Genomic DNA, 18118 nt, shown 5'->3' with positions numbered 1-18118 from the left:
GCGCAGGTCACAGGCTGTTGAGGAGCTGCGGCGACAGGTTCTTGATCATGGTGTTGGTCCAGCGCATCTGGCGCAGTGTCTGCGGGTGGCAGGCCGAGGCCAGCCCCAGCAGCTCGCTGTCCCTGGACGCTTGGGCGGCCTGAGCGAGCATCTCCCAGTGCAGCGAGTTCTCCGCGGCGGCGACGTGCAGCTCCCGCAGGTCGCGCAGGAGCAGCAGGCCGGGCTCGGGTCGGTGCACCACCGCGTCCGACGCCTTCTTCCGCAGCGTCGCGAAGACACCGTCCGGGGAGTGGTCCGGCGGGTCGCCCAGCTTCGCGTCGTGGTGCGCGGCGACCTCCGCCAGCCGCCGGACGTGTTCGCGGGACCAGACGGCGAGGTCCGTGGCGACGTGATGGACCTCGTGCTCGGTCCGGTGCCGCTCGGCGACGGTCACCAGGTCGTGCGCCAGGCGCCGCTCGCCGCGGTGCAGCGTGCGCAGGGTCAGGGTGATGCCGTTCACTGGGCGCCTTCCTCACGGCCGTGCGGGAACTTTGTCGGCGTCTGCGTCGTGTGGGCCGCCGGTCCGCCCGCGGTGGGCCGCGCGACGCCCGGGGCGGCGGGCGCCGACGCGGTGGTGGTCGGCGCCGGGGACGGCCGGCCGTCGCCGCGATCGACCAGGGTGAGCGCGGCCGTGGCCGTCTTGAACAGCGGCTGCTTGGAGGCCGGGTCCCAGTCCGTGATGGTCGCCTCGTTGGCGGCCCGCCCGGGAGTGTCCGGGCCCGGCCCGGATCCGTCCTCGGTGTCCCAGTAGCCGTAGTGGAACGGCACGAACAACAGGCCCGGCCGGATGCCGGTCACCCGCAGCCGCCCGCGCAGGGACCCCCGCCTGCTGGTGACCTCGACCAGGTCGCCCTCGCCGAGGCCGAGCCGGTCCGCGTCCGCGGTGGAGATCTCCACCCACACGTCCGGGGCGGCGTCGCGGAGCTGAGGCGCCCGCCCGGTCTTCGTACGGGTGTGGAAGTGGTAGATCGTCCGGCCCGTGGTGAGCTGGAACGGGTACTCGTCGTCCGGCTCCTCGTGCGCCGGCCAGTAGGCGGCGGCCTTCAGCATCGCCTTGCCGTCGGGGTTGAGGGAGCGGTACTCGACGACCTCCTGCGACGCCCCGGTCTCCAGGTCCTTGCCATAGCTCTCGCACAGGTTGGGATGGGCCCAGTCGACGCCGTCGGTGTAGAGCCGTGCGGTGCCCTCGGGCGCCCGCTCGTCGCAGGGCCACTGGATGCCGCTGGTGTCGCGCAGCTTGGCGTAGGACAGGCCGGTGTAGTCGCAGGGGCGGCCCGCGCTGCACCGCTTCCACGCCTCGAAAGCCGACTCGGGGTCGTCCCAGGTGATCAGCGGGCCGCCGTCCTTGTCCCGGAAGTCCATGCGCCGCGCGTAGTCGAGGAAGATGTCCAGGTCGGGCTTGGCCTCGCCGGGCGGTTCGACCGCCTTCTCCGACAGGTGCACCGTGCGGTCGGCGTTGGTGAGGGCGCCGGTCTTCTCGCCCCAGGTCGCGGCCGGCAGCACCACGTCGGCCAGTTGCGCCGTCTCCGTCAGGAACAGGTCCTGTACGACCGTGAACAGGCGTTTCTGCGTCAGGATCGAGCGGATGCGGGACAGTTCGGGCAGCGAGACGGCGGGGTTGGTGCCGCTGATCCACAGCATCCGGATCGAGCCCTGCTCGGCGTACCGGTACATCTGCATCGCGTGCGTGGGCGGCGCGTAGTGCGGGATCTTCTCCGGCTCGACGTTCCACACCTTCGCGAGGTCGGCGACGTGGGCGTCGTTCTGCCAGTTGCGGAAGCCCGGCAGGTCGCCGTTGGCGCCGCACTCGCGGGTGTTCTGCGCGGTGGGCTGGCCGTTCATCTGGAGCAGGCCGGCGCCCGGGCGGCCCAGCATGCCCCGGATCAGGTGCAGGTTGTTGATCTGCACCGCGGCGGCGGTGGCCTGGTGGGACTGGTAGACGCCCTGGAGCACGGTGGAGACCAGCGCGTCGGTGGTGCCGACGAGTTCGGCCGCCTCCTCGATCCGGGCGGCGGGGACGTCGCAGATGTCCGCGGCCCACTTGGGCGTGCAGTCGGCGACCCGGCCGGCCAGCTCCGCGAAACCGACGGTGTGCGCGGCGATGAAGTCATGGTCGATCCGGTCGTGCCGGATCGTCTCGTGCAGCAGCGCATTGAGCAGCGCGACGTTGGTGCCGCCGCGCGGCGCGAGGTGCACGGCGGCGTGCCGGGCTACCCGTGTGGGCCGGGGATCCACGCACAGCAGGCGCGGCGGATCGGTCCCCTCCATCCGGTCCAGCAGCCGCATCCACTGCACCGGCTGGGTCTCGGCGATGTTGTGGCCGAACAGCGCGACCACGTCGGCGTGGTCGAAGTCGTCGTAACTGCCGGGCTGCCCGTCGCAGCCGAAGCTCTCCTTCAGCGCCTCCGCGGCCGTCGACGTGCACAGGCGGGTGTTGCCGTCGAGGTGGTTGGTGCCGATGCCGGCCCGGGCGAGGACCGCGAGCGTGTAGTACTCCTCGAGGAAGAGCTGGCCGGAGGTGTAGAAGCCGATCGAGCCCGGGCCGCGCTCGTCCAGCAGTTCGCGCGAGTGGGCGGCCACCAGGTCCATCGCGGTGTCCCAGTCCGTCTCCTCCAGCCGTCCGTTCCGCCGTACCAGCGGCCGGGTCAGCCGGTCCCGGGAGGTGTTCGCCTGCCACCCGAACAGGTCCTTCGGGCCGAGCCGGCCCCGGTTGACCCGGTCCACGTCCCGGCCGCGTACGCCCACCATCCGGCCGTCGGCCACCGCGATGTCCATGGCGTCACCGTCGGAGTGCAGGATCGACGCGGACTGCACCCACCGCTGCACCGCCTCGGGCTCCACCCCCTCCGCGAGGAACGTGTCCACCCGGGCCGGCCAGGTCTCGTGCCGCCCGTAGGGCACCCTGTCGCCCCACGGCCGCGCGATCCGGTCCGCCGTGTCCTCCATCGCCGGCCTCCCGCCAACTGCCGTCACACTGCCGGCCGCCGGGTACCCGGGCGCCACCGATCGACGCGGACTACTTGTGGGAGCGCTCCCAACCGGGCAGGATGCTGCGGTGACCCCGACCGCCGCCGTACGCCCGTACCGTCCCGCCGACGCCCCGGCCCTCGACGACATCTGCGTCCGCACCGCGCACAACGGCCGCGACAGCCGGCCCGTGTACGCCGACCCCGCCGTCCTGCCCGCCATCTTCGCCGCACCCTACGTCCACCTGGACCCCGGCCTGGCCTTCGTACTGGACGACGGACGGGGCCGGGCGGTCGGCTACATCCTCGGCACGGCGGACACCCCGCGTTTCGCGGAGGAGTTCCGTGCCAAGTGGCTGCCACGGGTCGCGGACCGCTATCCGGCGCCGGACGGCACGCCCGGCTCCCCGGACGAGGTCATGGCCGGACTGCTGCACGACCCGGAGCGGATGATCGTCCCCGAACTGGCCGCGTACCCGGCCCATCTGCACATCGACCTGCTGCCCGAGTGGCAGGGCCACGGACACGGCCGGGCACTGATGCGCACGTTCTGGCGGGCACTGCGGGAGCGCGGCGTACCGGCCGTCCACCTGGTCATGGCGACGGCCAACACGCCGGCCAGGGCCTTCTACGACCGTATGGGCTTCCACGTGATCGAGGCGGCGGGCCTGGACCCCGCGGACGTCACCTGCCTCGGACGTACGACGCAGGACACCGGCCGGACCTGACGCACGGGTCGGCGGTCAGGCGGCGCCCAGCCGGTAGACGTTGAAGGCCCGGCGGATGACGGGCTGGGCCACGTTGCGCACCCGCACTCCGCCCGCCGTCATCCCGTGCTCCGAGCCCAGGTGGGCGTGGCCGTGGACGGCGAGGTCCGCGCCGGCCGTGTCGATCGCCTCGGCCAGGAGATAGCTGCCGAGGAACGGGTGGATCTCCGGCGGCTCCCCGGCGAGCGTGTCGGCGACGGGGGAGAAGTGGGTCAGCGCCACCCGGGCCGCGCAGCCCTCGTCGTCCAACTCCTTCAGCGCGGCGTGCAGACTGTCCGCCGAGCGGCGGGTGGTGCGGACGAACTCCTTCATGATCGGCTCGCCGAACTCTCCCGCGCTGCGCCCGACGAAACCGCCGCCGAACCCCTTGGTCCCGGCGATCCCCACCCGGGTCCCGGCGCACTCCACGACGGTCCCCTCGCCCTCCAGGACCCTCACGCCGGCGTCCTGGAGGAGGGCGGTGACCTTCTCGGGCTGCTCGTCGTGGTGGTCGTGGTTGCCGAGCACGGCCACCACCGGCACCGGCAGGTCGCGTACCTCCTGGGCCACCACGCGCGCCTCCTCCGGTGTGCCGTGCCGGGTGAGGTCCCCGGCGAGCAGCAGCAGGTCGGCACAGTCGGGCAGGGTCTCGAAGGCCGGCCGCAGCAGTCCCTGGCTGTCCGGCCCCATGTGGATGTCTCCGACGGCGGCGACGCGGATCATCACAGCTCCTCCGCGTGGTCGGGGCCGGCCGTCTCCGCCACCACGACATCGGTGTGCACGGTGAGCCCGGCCAGCTCCTCGTAGGCGACCCGCAGCAGCGTCTCGCGGCACTGCGCGGAAGGCACCGTGCCGGTGAGCACGATCGCGCCGGCCCGGATCTCGGCCCGCACGCCCAGCTCGCCGAGCTCCTCCGCGGCGAGCCGGTCGTGCAGGTGGGCCACGCGGTACTCGACGTTCTCGGCCGGCGCGGCAGCGGTGTCGCTCGCCGCGGGCCCCTGGTGTGCGACGGGGTCGCTCATCGCTGCTCCTCCTTCGCGGAACGGGCCGGGGAGATGATCTCCAGCCGTTCGAGGATGTAGAAGAACGCGGCGGGCATCGGGGCGTCCCCGCAGTCGCGGCGCAGTTCTTCCCAGTCGATCTTCTCGCGCAGCGTGCGGGCGATCGGCAGTACCGCCCCGAAGTCGCAGTGGTGCTCCGAGAAGGCCGCCAGCAGACCGCGCAGCAGATCGGTCGGCGACAGGACCGGCATGAGCACCGAGTCGACCGAGAGGTCCTGGGCCCGCGCCAGCAGCTGTGTCGTGACGGGCTCATGCGCCAGCTCGAAGATGAGGTCGACCTGCTGTCCCAGGCAGTTCGCCTTCAGGAGCCAGTCCTCGGGCGGCGTGTACACCGCCAGACCCGCTTCCCGCAGCGTCGCGGCGACGGCCTCCGCGTCGTCGGGCCGGATGCAGAAGTCGACGTCGTGCTGGAGGTTCTGGGTGCCGCCGTGCGCGTACACGGCCACGCTGCCGGCCAGCGCGAACGGGTGCTCCTTCTTCTTGAGGATCGAGCCCACCTGCTTGGCCGCCTGGAGGATCGCCTGATTGCGGTCGAGCGGGAGATCTTCGTGGCGTGCGTCGTTCTGGGGGACGAGTTCGGGGTCCCCCGCTGCCAGACGGAGCTCGGAAACGCCGGCGCGCTGGTCGAGAGCGTGGTCGTCGGCGGGCTGCGTCATTGCTGTCCCCTTTCCGGGCTGTCGCCTTCTGCCGGGCCGGATCAGTCTGAATCGGACTGAAGCGAAACGAATCAGTCGGAGTGAAACGAAACGAATCAGACTGGATCGGGCCGGTCCTCCGCTGAGGTTCCGGGTACCCGGCGCGGTAATGCCGACACGAACCCGTCCCGCAGGTGAGGCGCCGGGAGGAATCCGGGCACTCGGGCGGCATGAACGACAAGCAGGCGCAGCAGCGGACCGGACCCGAGGACCACCGGACGGTGGAACGGCTGGTGGCCGCGTGGCTGGCGGAGACCGAACACCACGACCCTGCCGCGGCCCACGAGGCCCGCACCGGCTGGGAACGGGGCGCCCTGTCCGAGCGGGCCGCCCAGGACCTGGCCACCTGGGTCACCGCGAGGATCACGGACACCGGTTTCACCGAGGACGAGGGCCCCTACGTGGAGGGGCCCGTCCGGATCACCCCGTCGGACAAGGACACCGTGCACGACTGGCTGCGTGCGCGAGGGCACCCGGTCTGACCTGTCGGGGACCGTGCCGCGGCGGCCTCAGCAGACCGGCGGCCGCCATTCGAACATCAGGATCGTCGCGTCGTCCCGCAGTCGCCCGCCGGTCTGCGAGTCCAGGATCGAGTGGATCAGGCGCCGCAGCGACTCGGGCGCCAGCTCGCCGCCCGCCGTGGCCCGGATGACGTAGTCCGCGAACAGTTCGAGCCCGAACAGCTTCTCCTCCCGGGTGCGCGCCTCCGTGACCCCGTCGGTGTACATCAGCACCCGGTCACCGGGCTCGAGCCTCATCTCGTGCATCCGGCGCGGCTCGGGGGACAGCAGGGCCGGCGCGCCCATCGGCGGGTCGGCGTCCCGCTCCAGGGCGTCGACGATCAACTGCTCACCCCGGATCAGGAGAGGCGCCGGGTGACCGCAGTTGCTCCAGCGCAGCAGACCGGTCTCGAACTCCAACTGGGCGAGGATCGCGGTGCAGTACTGCTCCGGCAGCCAGCGGGCCAGCGCGTCGTCGACGCACTCCACGAGCGCGGGCAGATCGGCGCCGTTGCGCCGGGCGTTGCGGCAGGCGGCCAGCGCCACCGCGCTGGTCAGCCCGGAAGCCAGGTCGTGCCCCATGGAGTCGATGACCGAGACGTGCAGCGTCGTCTGGGTGAGCGAGTGGTCGAAGGCGTCGCCGCCGAGCTCGTAGGCCGGTTCGAGGACGGCCGTCGACACGACGTGCGAGTTGCCGATCGTCCGCGGCGGCAGAAACGCGCGGAGCATCTCCGAGGGGAGGTGCATCGGCTCGGTGCGGGTGTGCCGGACGAAGGAGTCCTCGAAGGCCCGCTTCGAGGTGATCATCATGGCCAGGAGCGAGGCCAGTGCCCGGCTCCGGGTCAGGGTGGCGGAGGTGAGCGCCGACGAGTGCACCGCCAGCACGCCGAGCCGCTCGGCGCCGTCCAGCAAGGGCAGCCACGCCGTGACGCCGCCCGTGTCCGACTCCTCCACACGCAACGCCTGGGTGCGGTACGCCCAGCCCGCGAGGGAGCCGTCGACGGGGATGGCAGGTGTCACGTCGGTCTGCGGTACGAGGTGCCGTTGCTGCAGATCGACGAGGTAGACCACCGCGTGCTGGAGATCCAGCGCCTTGGCGCACCTGGCCACCGCGGTGGCCAGGTCCAGGGTCAGATGGGCCGGGTCGGCGAGGAACCCCTGCAGCAGCGCATCGCTCGCCTCTGGCGTCGACACCTCGTCTCCCCTCGTCGAGAAACCCGTCGTGGCAGGGCACCCTGCGCAGCAGTCTGGCACCGAGCGGCCCGCCCCGCCCGTCGAGCGGATCACCCGCGAAGCGCTTCGGTCCGGGCAGACAGGGCACGCGTCACGCGTACGACCCCGAGCGCCGAGGAGTGGTGCCACATGACCGAGTACGAGCGTTCCCGCACCATGCCCGCCCAGCCCGAGCAGGTCTTCGACCAGGCCGCGAACGTCGGCCGGCTGGACACCTGGCTGCCCCGGGGCCTGCACGTGGAGCCCGAGGACCCGCCGGCGGTCACCGTGCACGAGGACCGCACCGACCAGGACACCTCCGCGCTGCTGAGCGCCCGGCCCGAGCAGATGCGGCTCGAATGGGGCACCCGCGACCAGGGCAGCTACGCCGGCTGGCTGCAGGTCGCCGGGCTCGACAGCGGGGCCAGCGAGGTGACGGTGCACCTGTCGTTCTTCGACGAGGGCCACGACCCCGGGCAGCACGCGGTGGCCGACGCCCTCGACAGCAGCCTGCGGCGCCTGGAGGAGCAGGTGCGGACGCGCACCGACAGTGCGGCCGGGTGAATTCGTAGCAGGGACAAGGGCAACCCTTCGCCCTCATGTCGGGTCGTATGTGTCGTACGGGGAAAAGGACGACCGATACCGACGAACCGACATGGGGGAAACATGTACGTCCGTAACCGAGGGGTCCGCACCGCCGTGACCGCGCTGGCGGCCGGTGCCGCGGTCGCCGTGGCCGCGGTCCCGGCGACCGCGGCGACGCCGCAGACCGACCCGCCCGCCTTCCTGGAGCCGGCCGAACTGCCGCCGCACCCCACCTCCGACTGGTACGCCGGACCGGTCACCGCCGGGCAGCCGGAGCCGCTGCCCATGTGCGTCGGCGAGGCGCTGCCGTCCACCGCCTCCCACCGCCGGTACTGGACCGAGTACGACACCGGCGCCCTCCAGATCACGGTCGTCGAGCGCAGCCCGCGGCAGGCCCGGGAGTTCGCCGCCCTGCTGCGGGGGGACCTCGCCGACTGCGCGCGGAAGGTGATGGAGCAGCACCCCGACATCACCGCCACGCAGAAGTACTACGGCCGGCTGAACGTGGAGGAGGGCGCCCACGTCTACGGCGTCCACACGGTCGCCGAGTGGGGCGCCTCCGACATCGGCCTGTTCTCGGTGGGCCGGGACGGCAGGACCGTGACCGTCGTGCAGTGGGGTCAGATGGGCACCTTCGCGCACGCCCAGGTGGCCGACTTCAAGGCCACCACGGTCACGGCCGTCGACAAGCTGAACTGAACGGTCGCGGCGGTCGCCGCCCGCTACGTCACGGCGGGCGGCCCGCCGTCCGGGCCGAGGACGGCCCGCTGACCGGACCGGCGGTGCACGATCCGGTCCGCGAGGCCCTTGCGGTCGGCCCCGGCCAGGAAGGCGTCGAGCGGGTGCGGCCAGGTCCAGTCCGGGAAAGCGCCGGGCGATCTCGTCCAGTCCGTCGAACAGCAGGGTGTCGCCGGACACGTAGAGCCGGTGCCACGGCGGACCGCCGGCCGGGCGTGACGGGAGGGCCGGCCCGGCGAACGTTTCCCCGGCGGCCGGAGCCGCGGCCGCTGCCGGGAGCGCCCGGGCGGGCCAAGCGGCACCGCGCCCCACCGTCCGCCCCGGCCCGGACAGGCCGGCCAGGTGTCCGCGCGGCGGCCCGGGGCACTCGCCGGCCATGGACGCACACCGCCGGCCGCTGATGGACCGCACTCCGGCCCTGCTGACCGAGGGGTACGCCTGGCTGCCCAACCGCATGCGGGACAGCACGGACTCCGTGGTGCGTACCCGGCTGCTCGGCAAGCCCGCGCTGGCAGTACGCGGACCGGAGGCGGTGCGCTTCTTCTACGACGAGGGACACGTGCGCCGCCACGGCGCCATCCCCGCACCCGTGCTGGACACGCTGTTCGGGCAGGGCGCGGTCCACACCCTCGACGGGGACGCCCACCGCGTTCGCAAGGAGTTGTTCCTTCCGCTGCTCGACCCCGACCGCGTCGCCGACCTCACCGAGCACGTCACCGCGGCCTGGGACGAGGCCGCACGCTCCTGGAGCGAACGCCCCCGCGTCGTGCTGTTCGACGCGGCGGGCGTGGTACTCACCCGAGGGGTCTGCCGCTGGGCCGGTCTCCCGGCCGAGGCCGTCGATACGGAGCCACTGGCGCGGGACCTGATCGCCATGGTCGACGGCTTCGCCACCCTCGGGCCCCGCCATCTGCGGGCCCGCCGAGCCCGCGCCCGGCAGGAGGCCCGCATGGCCCGCCTGATCGAGGACGTACGGTCCGGGAAGGTCACCGCCCCCCGGGGGCTCGGTGCTGGAGCGGGTCGCCCGGCACCACGACGCGCCGGACGAGCCGCTGGACGCCCGGACGGCGGCGGTGGAACTGCTGAACGTGCTGCGCCCCACGGCCGCCGTGAGCTGGTTCGTGGCCTTCGCGGCCCACGCCCTGCACCGGTGGCCGGCCCACCGGGAGCGGCTGCGCGCGGTGACGGCGTGTTCGCCACGGCGTTCGCGCACGAGGTCCGCCGCTTCTACCCGTTCGCCCCGTTCCTCGGCGGCCGGACCGTCAAGGAGCTGACCTGGCACGGCGAGTCCGTCCCCGCCGGCGGGATGCTGCTGCTCGACGTCTACGGCCAGAACCACGACGAGAAGCTCTGGGGCGACCCCTACGCCTTCAGGCCGGAGCGGTTCCTGGAGCGGCCCGCCGACTCCGACGAACTGATCCCGCAGGGCGGCGGCGATCCGGCCACCGGTCACCGCTGTCCCGGGGAGCGCGTCACCGTGAGTCCCTGGCGGTGCGGCTGGCGCGTCTGGAGTGCACGGTCCCCGAGCAGGACCTTCGCATCCCCCTGCGCCGCGTCCCGACCCGTCCGCGCAGCGGCTTCGCCGTCACCGGCGTACGCGTGCCCTGACGCGCGTCAGGACGTACGGTTGCCGCCCTTGTGTCCCTCACCCGGCTCCATCGCGTCGCGCCGCCCGGTCCGCTCCGCCTGGTCGAGCCGGGCCAGGCCGGGATGATGCAGGTCGAAGGCCGGCGACTCGGAGCGCACGCGCGGCAGTTCGCGGAAGTTGTGGCGGGGCGGGGGACAGGACGTGGCCCACTCCAGTGAGCGCCCGTAGCCCCAGGGGTCGTCGACCTCGATCGGCCGACCGTACTTGGCGGTCCTCCACACGTTGTACAGGAACGGCAGCGTGGACAGGCCCAGCAGGAACGCGCCGATGGAGGAGAGGGTGTTGAGGGCCGTGAATCCGTCGACGGCCAGATAGTCGGCGTACCGGCGCGGCATGCCCTCGACCCCGAGCCAGTGCTGCACCAGGAACGTGGTGTGGAAACCGGCGAACAGCGTCCAGAAGTGCACCTTCTCCAAACGGTGGTCGAGCATGCGGCCCGTCATCTTCGGCCACCAGAAGCTGAACCCGCCGAACATCGCGAACACGATCGTGCCGAACAGGACGTAGTGGAAGTGCGCGACGACGAAGTACGAGTCGGTGACGTGCCAGTCCAGCGGCGGCGAGCCGAGGATCACTCCGGTCAGGCCCCCGAAGAGAAACGTCACCAGGAAGCCGGCCGCCCACAGCATCGGCGGCTCGAAGGACAGGGACCCCCTCCACATCGTGCCGATCCAGTTGAAGAACTTCACGCCCGTGGGGACGGCGATGAGATACGTCAGGAAGGAGAAGAACGGCAGCAGTACGGCACCGGTGGCGAACATGTGGTGCGCCCAGACGGTGGCGGACAGCCCGGCGATGGCGATGGTGGCACCCACCAGGCCCATGTAACCGAAGATCGGCTTACGGGCGAAGACCGGGATGATCTCGGTGATCACGCCGAAGAACGGCAGCGCGAGGATGTACACCTCGGGATGGCCGAAGAACCAGAACAGGTGCTGCCACAGGATCGCCCCGCCGTTCTCGGCGTCGAACACGTGCGCGCCGAAGTGCCGGTCCGCCTCCAGCACCAGCAGCGCCGCCGCCAGCACCGGGAACGCCAGCAGCACCAGGACCGAGGTCAGCAGCACGTTCCAGACGAAGATCGGCATACGGAAGATCGTCAGACCCGGAGCGCGCATGCAGATGATCGTGGTGATGAAGTTGACCGCGCCCAGGATGGTGCCGAACCCCGACAGCGCCAGCCCCATGATCCACAGATCACCGCCGAGATAGGGGGCGCGGAGCGGGCCGCTGAGCGGTGTGTAGGCGGTCCAGCCGAAGTCCGCGGCGCCCTGCGGGGTGAGGAAGCCGCCGAGCACGATCAGACCGCCGAAGAGGAACAGCCAGTACGCCAGCATGTTCAGCCGCGGGAAGGCCACATCGGGCGCACCGATCTGCAACGGCATGACGGCGTTGGCGAATCCGGCGAAGGTCGGGGTGGCGAACAGCAGCAGCATGATCGTGCCGTGCATCGTGAACGCCTGGTTGTACTGCTCGTTGGAGAGCAGCTGCAGACCCGGCCGGGCCAACTCCATCCGGATCAGCATCGCCAGCACCCCGGCGATCAGGAAGAACGCGAACGACGTGATGAGGTAGAGGTGGCCGATCCGCTTGTGGTCGGTCGTGGTCAGCCAGGAGACCACCACCCGCCCCTTGCCGCGGTGTTCCGCCGCCGGGTCCGGTGCGATCGGTTCGGTCTGTGTCGCCATCCGACCAGAGCAGCCGACCCCCGACGGCCTGCGCCGACGCCACGTCACGCGACCACTCATGTAGGGCCGATTGGCTGATCGTTTCTATCCGTCCGGGTGCGTCGTCACCTCGGAGAGACGAAGCGGCCGTCACCCGAATGGCCCCCGCACAGTACTGGTGACGGCCGATCCGGTGTCTCCTGGAGAGTGTCAGCGGCGTCCAGGCTGGGAGGCCGATCATGTACGAAATGTGCGTGGGCCCGGAGAAGGCGGGCGGAGCGTTGGTGTGGCACGTGATGGCCAAACAGGCCGCGGCCACCCTGTGCGGACAGCGGCTCCGCGAGCGTATCGAGGCATCCGACGGTGAACGGGCACGTCACTGCCCGGACTGCATGGCTTCGTTCGAGAAGTTGATGGCAGTCACGCCGTGCTGACGGACCGTCCGCAACCGTCCGCCCCGTCGCATCCCGCGGCGGGGCGGACTGCGGATCGCGCACCGCGTGAGACCGCGGACCGCGGACCGCGTAGGGCGGTCGGCGGGAGCCGTGGCGGGCGGTCGGCGTGATTGTCGGCTGGGTGCATGGTCATAGAGCTGGGCTGCTCCGGTGATCTTTCGCCGGGCGGTGCGCCGCGGACTCTCCCCGCGGTGCGGCAGCCGATTGACTGGCGGTGCGGCCGACGCGGCGTGGTGCGAGGGCCGCCGGTTCCCGCCTTCCGTCAACGTGTCCTGCCAACGTGAGGAGCAGTACGTGTCGCAGATCACCGACTCGGCCCCGGTAGGTGCCTTTCCGCGTCTGGACTGGGTCGACGACGTGCTCGCGCCCGCCCTGCGGGCCGCGGTCGAGTCGCTGCCGGCCGCGGAGAGTCTGGTGGCCCGGTACCACCGGGGCTGGTGCGAGGCCGACGGCGCACCCCGCGCGGCCGAGTCCGGCGGCGGCAAGTCGGTGCGCCCGGCACTCACCCTGCTGTCGGCGGTGGCCGTCGGAGGGAGCCCGGCGGCCGCGGTACCCGGCGCCGTGGCGGTCGAGCTGGTGCACGACTTCACCCTGCTGCACGACGACGTCATCGACGGCGACGCCCTGCGCCGCCACCGGCCCGCCGCCTGGTCGTTGTTCGGGACCCCGGCGGCCGTACTGACCGGAGACGCCCTGCTGGTCGCGGCGCTGCGCGCACTGGCCCAGGCCCCGCCGGGGCGGGCCGAGGCAGCCGTGCAGGAACTCGTGGGCGCCCTCCTGGAACTGGTGGAGGGGCAGAGCAGCGACGTCGCGTTCGAGAAGGCCCACGAGGTGTCGGTCGCGGACTACCTGGACATGGCCGCGGGCAAGACGGGCGCCCTGATCGGCTGCGCCTGCGCGCTGGGCGGCGTGCTGGCCGGCGCGGACGACGTCCGGGTCGGCGGCCTGCGGGAGTTCGGCCGGCGACTCGGCGTGGCGTTCCAGTGCGCGGACGACATCCTCGGCATCTGGGGCCGTACCGCGCGCAGCGGCAAGCCGGTCGGCGCGGACCTCGCCGCGCGCAAGAAGTCACTGCCGGTGGCGGCCGCCCTCGCGGCTCCGAGCGCGGAGGCCGAGCGGCTGCGCGAGCTGTACCGCGCACCGCACCCCCTGGACGAGGACGACATCGACCTGGCGCGTCACCTCGTGGAACGGGCCGGCGGACGGCAGGCGGCCGAGGAGGAGGCGCGCCGCCAGATGGCGGCCGCGTTGCGGTCCCTGTCACTGGCCCGGCCGACCGCCGACGCCTACCGCCAACTGCACGACATCGCCTGGGCGATGACCCGCCGCGAGTCCTGACCCGGAACATCCCCCGCCACCCCCGGGTGGCCGCGCCGAGGCGGCCCGCCGAGGCCCGATCCGACGAAACACAGTGGAGCCGTGCAGCACACCGAGCACAGCGCAACGCCTCCGGGCGACTTCCCGGCCGTGGCCGCCTACGGGCTGCAGGTGGCCCGGGGGACCCAACCGGTGCTGCGCAACGTCAGTTTCACCATCCCCCGCGGACGCATCGTCGGCCTGCTGGGCCCGAGCGGCTGCGGCAAGACCACCCTGCTGCGCTGCGTGGTCGGCGTCCAGCAGCCCAGTGGCGGCCATGTCCAGGTGCTCGGCCACGCGGCGGGTGCCTGGCCGCTGCGCACCCGCGTCGGCTACGTCACCCAGGCGCCCTCCGTGTACGCGGACCTGACGGTCCTGGAGAACCTGCGGTACTTCGCCGCCGCCCTCGGCATGCGGGGCTGGCACCGGGAGGACGCCGTGGTCCGCGTCGTGAAAGAGGTGGACCTCGTGGCGTACGCCGACCAGCCGGTCACCCGGCTGTCGGGCGGTCAGTACTCGCGCGTCTCCCTCGCCGTGGCCCTGCTGAACCGCCCCGACCTGCTGGTGATGGACGAACCGACGGTCGGCCTCGACCCGATGGTGCGCCGGGAGCTGTGGCTGGTCTTCCAGCGGCTCGCCGAGGAGGGCACCACGCTGCTGGTCTCCAGCCACGTCATGGACGAGGCCGACCGCTGCGACCGGCTGCTGCTGATGCGCTCGGGCCGGCTCCTGGCCAGCGCCGACCGGAACAGCCTGCTCGAACACACCGGCTGCGACGAGGTCGAGGAGGCGTTCCTGCACCTCGTCCGGGCGGCGGCCGCGGCCGAGGCGCGGGCCAGGCAGCACGACGCCGTCGACGGCCTCTCGCCCCACCTGCTCGACCAGCCCGGCGCGCCCGACGCCGAACGCACCTTCTTCGCCGCGGACACCCTCACATGACTGCCACCCACCTGACCGACCGGCTGCCGTTCTCACCCGGCATCACCTCCGCGACCGCGGTACGGGTGCTGCAGCAGATCTCCCGCGACCGCGGCAGCACCGCCCTGCTGCTGGGCATTCCCTGCATGCTCATGGTGCTGCTCAAGCTGATGTTCCACGACTCCGAGGAGACCTTCGAACGGGTCGGGCCCCAGGTCTTCGGGATCTTCCCGGTCATCGTGATGTACCTGGTGGCCTCCGTGTCGACGCTCAGGGAACGCACCTCCGGCACCGCGGAGCGGCTGCTGACCATGCCGGTACGGCGGCTGGACATCGTCCTCGGCTACAGCCTCGCGTTCGCGTTCCTGGCGCTCCTCCAGGCGGTGCTGTCCACGCTGCTCGCGGTGGGCCCGCTGGGCCTGGACATCAAGGGTCCCGCCTATCTGCTGATGGTCATCGCCATGCTCGGTGCCCTGCTGGGCCTGGCCCTCGGCCTGTTGGTGAGCGCCTTCGCCCGCAACGAGTTCCAGGCGGTGCAGTTCCTGCCGGCCGGAGTCCTGCCCCAGTTCCTGGTGTGCGGGCTGTTCGTGCCCCGGGAGGAGATGCACGGCGCGCTGGCGGCGTTGGCCCGGGCGATGCCGATGACGTACGCGGTGCAGGCCGCGGGCGAGGCGGCCACGCACGACGGCGTCACCGGGCTGTTCGTCCGGGACGCGGTGCTGATCCTCGTATGCGTGGTCGTGGTGCTCGTGGCCAGCGCCGCCACGCTCAAACGACGATGAGGGCCGTCCACCGACGGCCCTCACCCGCGTACCCCTGCTGCCTGGTCCGGCTAGCGCGCCAGACCCCAGGAGAAGCCGCCGGAGACACTGCCGAACTTCGGGATCTCGAACGGGCCGAAGTGCATCGGCGGCTCGTGGCCACCGTTGTACCCGCCACCACCACCGCCGGGGCCGGGCGAGGTGACGGCCGGAGCCGACACCGGAGCGGCACTGGCGGCCGACACGGCCCCGCCCGCCGTCAGGGCCAGAGCGGCCAAGGACACCACGACGGCGCGGCGCAGTGAAAGCGACATGAAAAACCTCCGAAATGATTCACAAAATGAGGGGGAGTGGGCAATTGCAAGCCTAGCCAGTACGGCTTCCCCGAGCCGCCAGCGAAAGGCCGAATTCCCCCGAATGAAGCGGTGGATACACCAGCAGAAAACGCGATGAACGTCACTGAAGCAGTATCGGAAAGAGAAAGGTGCAATCAATATGACCGGGATGCGGCGGACGACGCTCGTCCTCTGCGCGGTCCTCACCGCCCTGCAGGTCGCCGCGGTGCCCGCCTGGGCCGGGCCGCCGCCCGCACCGACCCCGCCCGCCCCCTACCGGGCGCCCCTGTGGCCGGTGCCCGAGCCGGGCCGGTGGCAGTCCGCGCCCGGGCCGGCGGCGTCCGGCCCGGCCGCCTCCGAGGGGTCCCGGCCGCAGGCGGGTCGCCCCGGCGCGGTGGACGACCGCATGGTCGCCGCAGTCAACCGGCAGCGGAAGAAGGCCGGCTGCTCTCCCGTGCGGCTGCACGCGGCGCTGAGCAGGGCCGCCCGGAAGCACAGTGCCGCGATGGCGCGAAGCCGCCGGCTGACCCACACCGGAGCCGACGGCAGCAGCCCCGCCGACCGGATGCGGGCCGCCGGCTACCGGGTGGGGTCCGCCGGCGAGAACGTCACCGCCGGGTCCGACACCGCGGAGGCCGCGGTCGCCGCGTGGATGCGCAGCGCCCCGCACCGCGACATCCTCCTCACCTGCCGCTACACCCACGCGGGCGTCGGCAGGGCGAAGGGCGCCGGCGGCCCCTGGTGGACCCTCGACCTGGCCTCGGGCCGGTGAGGCGTCCGCACGTGCCGAGGCGTCAGGCGAGGTCCGGGTCCCACCACCAGGCGACGGACGGGGCGCCTTCCACCGGCCCCGGACCGTCGTCTGACGGCTCGTCGGCCCAGGACAGCAGCGTGTCGTCCATCTCGTCCGGCCAGTGCCCGCCGCTCAGGTAGCGCGGCACCCGTAGCCCCCACTCGTTGTTGCCGCGGATGCCGTACCGCAGCCCCTGGAGATAGCCGGCGAGTTCGCCGCTCGCCGTCGGCCGGACCCGGTCGTGGAGCCGCACGAACCGCAGCAGAACCCGGTCCCGCAGCCCCGTGCCGGCCGTCACCGCGTCCTGGAGCGGGCAGGACCGCTCCTGCATCAGCACCGTGTACAGGTTCTGGTCGGCCTGACCGCCCGCCAACTCCTTGTGCAGCGAGTGCCGGTCGTTGTCCAGGGCGGCCACGAGGATGGCCATCTCGGTCAGCGCGCGGACGGCAGGCCGGTGCAGTTCACGGTCGGGGACCTCGGCGCCCGTCGCCAGTTCCAGCAGGGCGAAGGTCGGCTCGCCGCCCGACGACAGCAGCCGCATCGCCAGGAAGTCGTCCAGGCCCGGCATGCGGCCGGCCGCCTGGTTGCCGATCTGCCAGGCCACGCCGGACAGCCAGGCGCGGTGGGCGTGCGTGAACCGGGCCACCTGCGTGGGCGGGGCGAAGCCGCGGAAACGGCGCATGATGTCCTGCAGGGCGCCGACGAACCGGTCCGTGCCCGCGGCCGAATCCGTCTCGCAGGCCCGCTGCACCTGGCCCGCCAGCGCGTTGAACTGCGCGGGCCGGCTGCTGAGCGGTCCGCTGTCGCAGCGGGCGTCGTCGAAGGCGAAACCCCAGTACACCCACAGGGCCGCCGCCAGCAGCCGGTCGTCGTCCGCGACCGGGACGAACCGGGCGAAGAAGTCGGCGCTGTGCGTCGCCACGGCCCAGGCGCGCTCCCGTTCGGTGGCACACATGCCGCTGTCGCCGATCCATTCCACTGCTCGTTTCTCGACCTGCCGGACGCGGGGGTGAATGGCGGACTCGAAAGGACAGAAGACCGGCGGCAATTCCACGCCGGATACGCGGGATGCGGGGGATCCCATGGCAACACGCACCTTCCGGATAAAGGGTCGGCAATTCGCTCAAGATCATGGAGAACCGGTCGATCGAATGGCGACAGGCCATGCCCGCCGGGCGGCGGCTGTCAGCCGAAAGGGTTGGGGCGCCGCGCGGGTTGACCGGCCGTGACCGTCACTCGCACGGCGCAGTGTCACGGTGCCGGCCCGGGGAAGCCGCAGGGCATGCCCCGGTGCGCATTCCTCCCGCACCGGGGCGGCAGGGTGTGCCGCGGCCGGGATCCCCGAGTCGGCCGCGGCGCACCCCCGTCGGCCGCCCAGCGGGCGACCTCCTCGGCCGCCGGGCGACGCGCGCCCCGGGCCGATGATGGGTGTCGACGCCCGGAGGTCATGGGTGTCGCCCCCGATGGCGCGCCCCCGGCCCGGCGTGTGACCGTGGCGTGACGCCGCGCCCCGCGGAGCACGCGGAAGCCGAATGGCAGGGCAGGGCAGAGGCCCGGCGGTTCGGACGACGGTGGGTACGGGGGTCTTCGGAGGGCCGGGGCAGGCGGGTACGGTCGCGGCGGTGCCCGGCGAGCCCCGGCCA

17 protein-coding genes and 1 pseudogene are annotated in these 18118 nt (G+C 72.4%); 9 read left to right on the top strand and 9 right to left on the bottom strand.

Features of this window, described 5'->3' with window-relative positions:
* Positions 1-7: 7 nt before the first annotated feature.
* Entirely contained in the window at positions 8-499 is a 492-nt protein-coding gene (locus ACFW48_RS25875) for a hypothetical protein (protein ID WP_386318318.1), read from the bottom strand.
* Entirely contained in the window at positions 496-2985 is a 2490-nt protein-coding gene (locus ACFW48_RS25870) for a molybdopterin oxidoreductase family protein (RefSeq protein ID WP_386318316.1), read from the bottom strand. Before ACFW48_RS25870 ends, ACFW48_RS25875 begins: the two co-directional genes overlap by 4 nt.
* Positions 2986-3094: 109 nt before the next feature.
* Between ACFW48_RS25870 and ACFW48_RS25865 the strand changes: the two genes are divergently transcribed.
* The gene (locus tag ACFW48_RS25865; RefSeq protein ID WP_386318315.1) at positions 3095-3733 is read left to right on the top strand and encodes a GNAT family N-acetyltransferase; all 639 of its coding nucleotides are present in this window, start codon (positions 3095-3097) and stop codon (positions 3731-3733) included.
* A 15-nt stretch (positions 3734-3748) separates the two neighbouring features.
* Here ACFW48_RS25865 and ACFW48_RS25860 read toward each other — a convergent pair whose 3' ends face one another.
* The 3 genes from ACFW48_RS25860 to ACFW48_RS25850 are packed head-to-tail and all read right to left on the bottom strand — an operon-like array spanning position 3749 to position 5468.
* Complete coding sequence (locus ACFW48_RS25860; RefSeq protein ID WP_386318313.1) at positions 3749-4474, bottom strand: metallophosphoesterase; 726 nt, start codon at positions 4472-4474, stop codon at positions 3749-3751.
* Positions 4474-4773, bottom strand: coding sequence for a BON domain-containing protein (locus tag ACFW48_RS25855; RefSeq protein ID WP_386318311.1), 300 nt, complete (start codon positions 4771-4773; stop codon positions 4474-4476). The genes ACFW48_RS25860 and ACFW48_RS25855 overlap by 1 nt, the downstream gene beginning before the upstream one ends.
* The gene (locus tag ACFW48_RS25850; RefSeq protein ID WP_386318309.1) at positions 4770-5468 is read right to left on the bottom strand and encodes a nucleotidyltransferase family protein; all 699 of its coding nucleotides are present in this window, start codon (positions 5466-5468) and stop codon (positions 4770-4772) included. The genes ACFW48_RS25855 and ACFW48_RS25850 overlap by 4 nt, the downstream gene beginning before the upstream one ends.
* Before the next feature lie 209 nt (positions 5469-5677).
* Between ACFW48_RS25850 and ACFW48_RS25845 the strand changes: the two genes are divergently transcribed.
* On the top strand, positions 5678-5989 hold the full coding sequence (locus tag ACFW48_RS25845; RefSeq protein ID WP_386318307.1) for a hypothetical protein: 312 nt from the start codon (positions 5678-5680) through the stop codon (positions 5987-5989).
* A 27-nt stretch (positions 5990-6016) separates the two neighbouring features.
* On the opposite strand, the gene ACFW48_RS25840 is transcribed toward ACFW48_RS25845, so the two are convergent.
* Positions 6017-7201, bottom strand: coding sequence for a PP2C family protein-serine/threonine phosphatase (locus tag ACFW48_RS25840; protein WP_386318306.1), 1185 nt, complete (start codon positions 7199-7201; stop codon positions 6017-6019).
* Between the two features lie 168 nt (positions 7202-7369).
* On the opposite strand from ACFW48_RS25840, the gene ACFW48_RS25835 reads away from it, so the two are divergent.
* The 3 genes and pseudogenes from ACFW48_RS25835 (at position 7370) to ACFW48_RS25825 (ending at position 10150) form a co-directional block, all read left to right on the top strand.
* Positions 7370-7783 (top strand): SRPBCC family protein, encoded by a 414-nt coding sequence (locus tag ACFW48_RS25835; protein ID WP_386318304.1) that lies wholly within the window; start codon positions 7370-7372, stop codon positions 7781-7783.
* Between the two features lie 102 nt (positions 7784-7885).
* Positions 7886-8503 (top strand): hypothetical protein, encoded by a 618-nt coding sequence (locus tag ACFW48_RS25830; protein ID WP_386318302.1) that lies wholly within the window; start codon positions 7886-7888, stop codon positions 8501-8503.
* Positions 8504-8918: 415 nt separating this feature from the next.
* Positions 8919-10150, top strand: a pseudogene (locus ACFW48_RS25825) (cytochrome P450).
* Positions 10151-10156: 6 nt separating this feature from the next.
* Here the strand turns inward: ACFW48_RS25825 and ctaD are convergent.
* Positions 10157-11878 (bottom strand): cytochrome c oxidase subunit I, encoded by a 1722-nt coding sequence (gene ctaD / locus ACFW48_RS25820; protein WP_386318300.1) that lies wholly within the window; start codon positions 11876-11878, stop codon positions 10157-10159.
* A gap of 728 nt (positions 11879-12606) precedes the next feature.
* On the opposite strand from ctaD, the gene ACFW48_RS25815 reads away from it, so the two are divergent.
* The 3 genes from ACFW48_RS25815 (at position 12607) to ACFW48_RS25805 (ending at position 15368) form a co-directional block, all read left to right on the top strand.
* Entirely contained in the window at positions 12607-13650 is a 1044-nt protein-coding gene (locus tag ACFW48_RS25815) for a polyprenyl synthetase family protein (RefSeq protein WP_386318298.1), read from the top strand.
* Between the two features lie 81 nt (positions 13651-13731).
* Positions 13732-14607: an ABC transporter ATP-binding protein gene (locus ACFW48_RS25810; RefSeq protein ID WP_386318296.1), complete on the top strand. Its 876-nt coding sequence runs from the start codon at positions 13732-13734 to the stop codon at positions 14605-14607.
* Positions 14604-15368, top strand: a complete 765-nt coding sequence (locus ACFW48_RS25805) for an ABC transporter permease (RefSeq protein ID WP_386318294.1) — start codon at positions 14604-14606, stop codon at positions 15366-15368. The genes ACFW48_RS25810 and ACFW48_RS25805 overlap by 4 nt, the downstream gene beginning before the upstream one ends.
* A gap of 50 nt (positions 15369-15418) precedes the next feature.
* Here the strand turns inward: ACFW48_RS25805 and ACFW48_RS25800 are convergent, their stop codons facing one another.
* Entirely contained in the window at positions 15419-15661 is a 243-nt protein-coding gene (locus ACFW48_RS25800) for a hypothetical protein (RefSeq protein ID WP_386318292.1), read from the bottom strand.
* A gap of 181 nt (positions 15662-15842) precedes the next feature.
* Here ACFW48_RS25800 and ACFW48_RS25795 point away from each other — a divergent pair, with 181 nt between their 5' ends.
* Positions 15843-16454, top strand: coding sequence for a CAP domain-containing protein (locus ACFW48_RS25795; RefSeq protein ID WP_386318291.1), 612 nt, complete (start codon positions 15843-15845; stop codon positions 16452-16454).
* Positions 16455-16476: 22 nt separating this feature from the next.
* Here the strand turns inward: ACFW48_RS25795 and ACFW48_RS25790 are convergent, their stop codons facing one another.
* On the bottom strand, positions 16477-17559 hold the full coding sequence (locus ACFW48_RS25790; protein ID WP_386318290.1) for a hypothetical protein: 1083 nt from the start codon (positions 17557-17559) through the stop codon (positions 16477-16479).
* Positions 17560-18118: the final 559 nt, after the last annotated feature.

This window comes from Streptomyces sp. NPDC058812, from assembly GCF_042744565.1.
Taxonomy (GTDB): domain Bacteria; phylum Actinomycetota; class Actinomycetes; order Streptomycetales; family Streptomycetaceae; genus Streptomyces; species Streptomyces thinghirensis.
The sequence above is the reverse complement of the archived record's forward strand: the minus strand, read 5'-3'. Positions and strand labels throughout refer to the sequence as shown.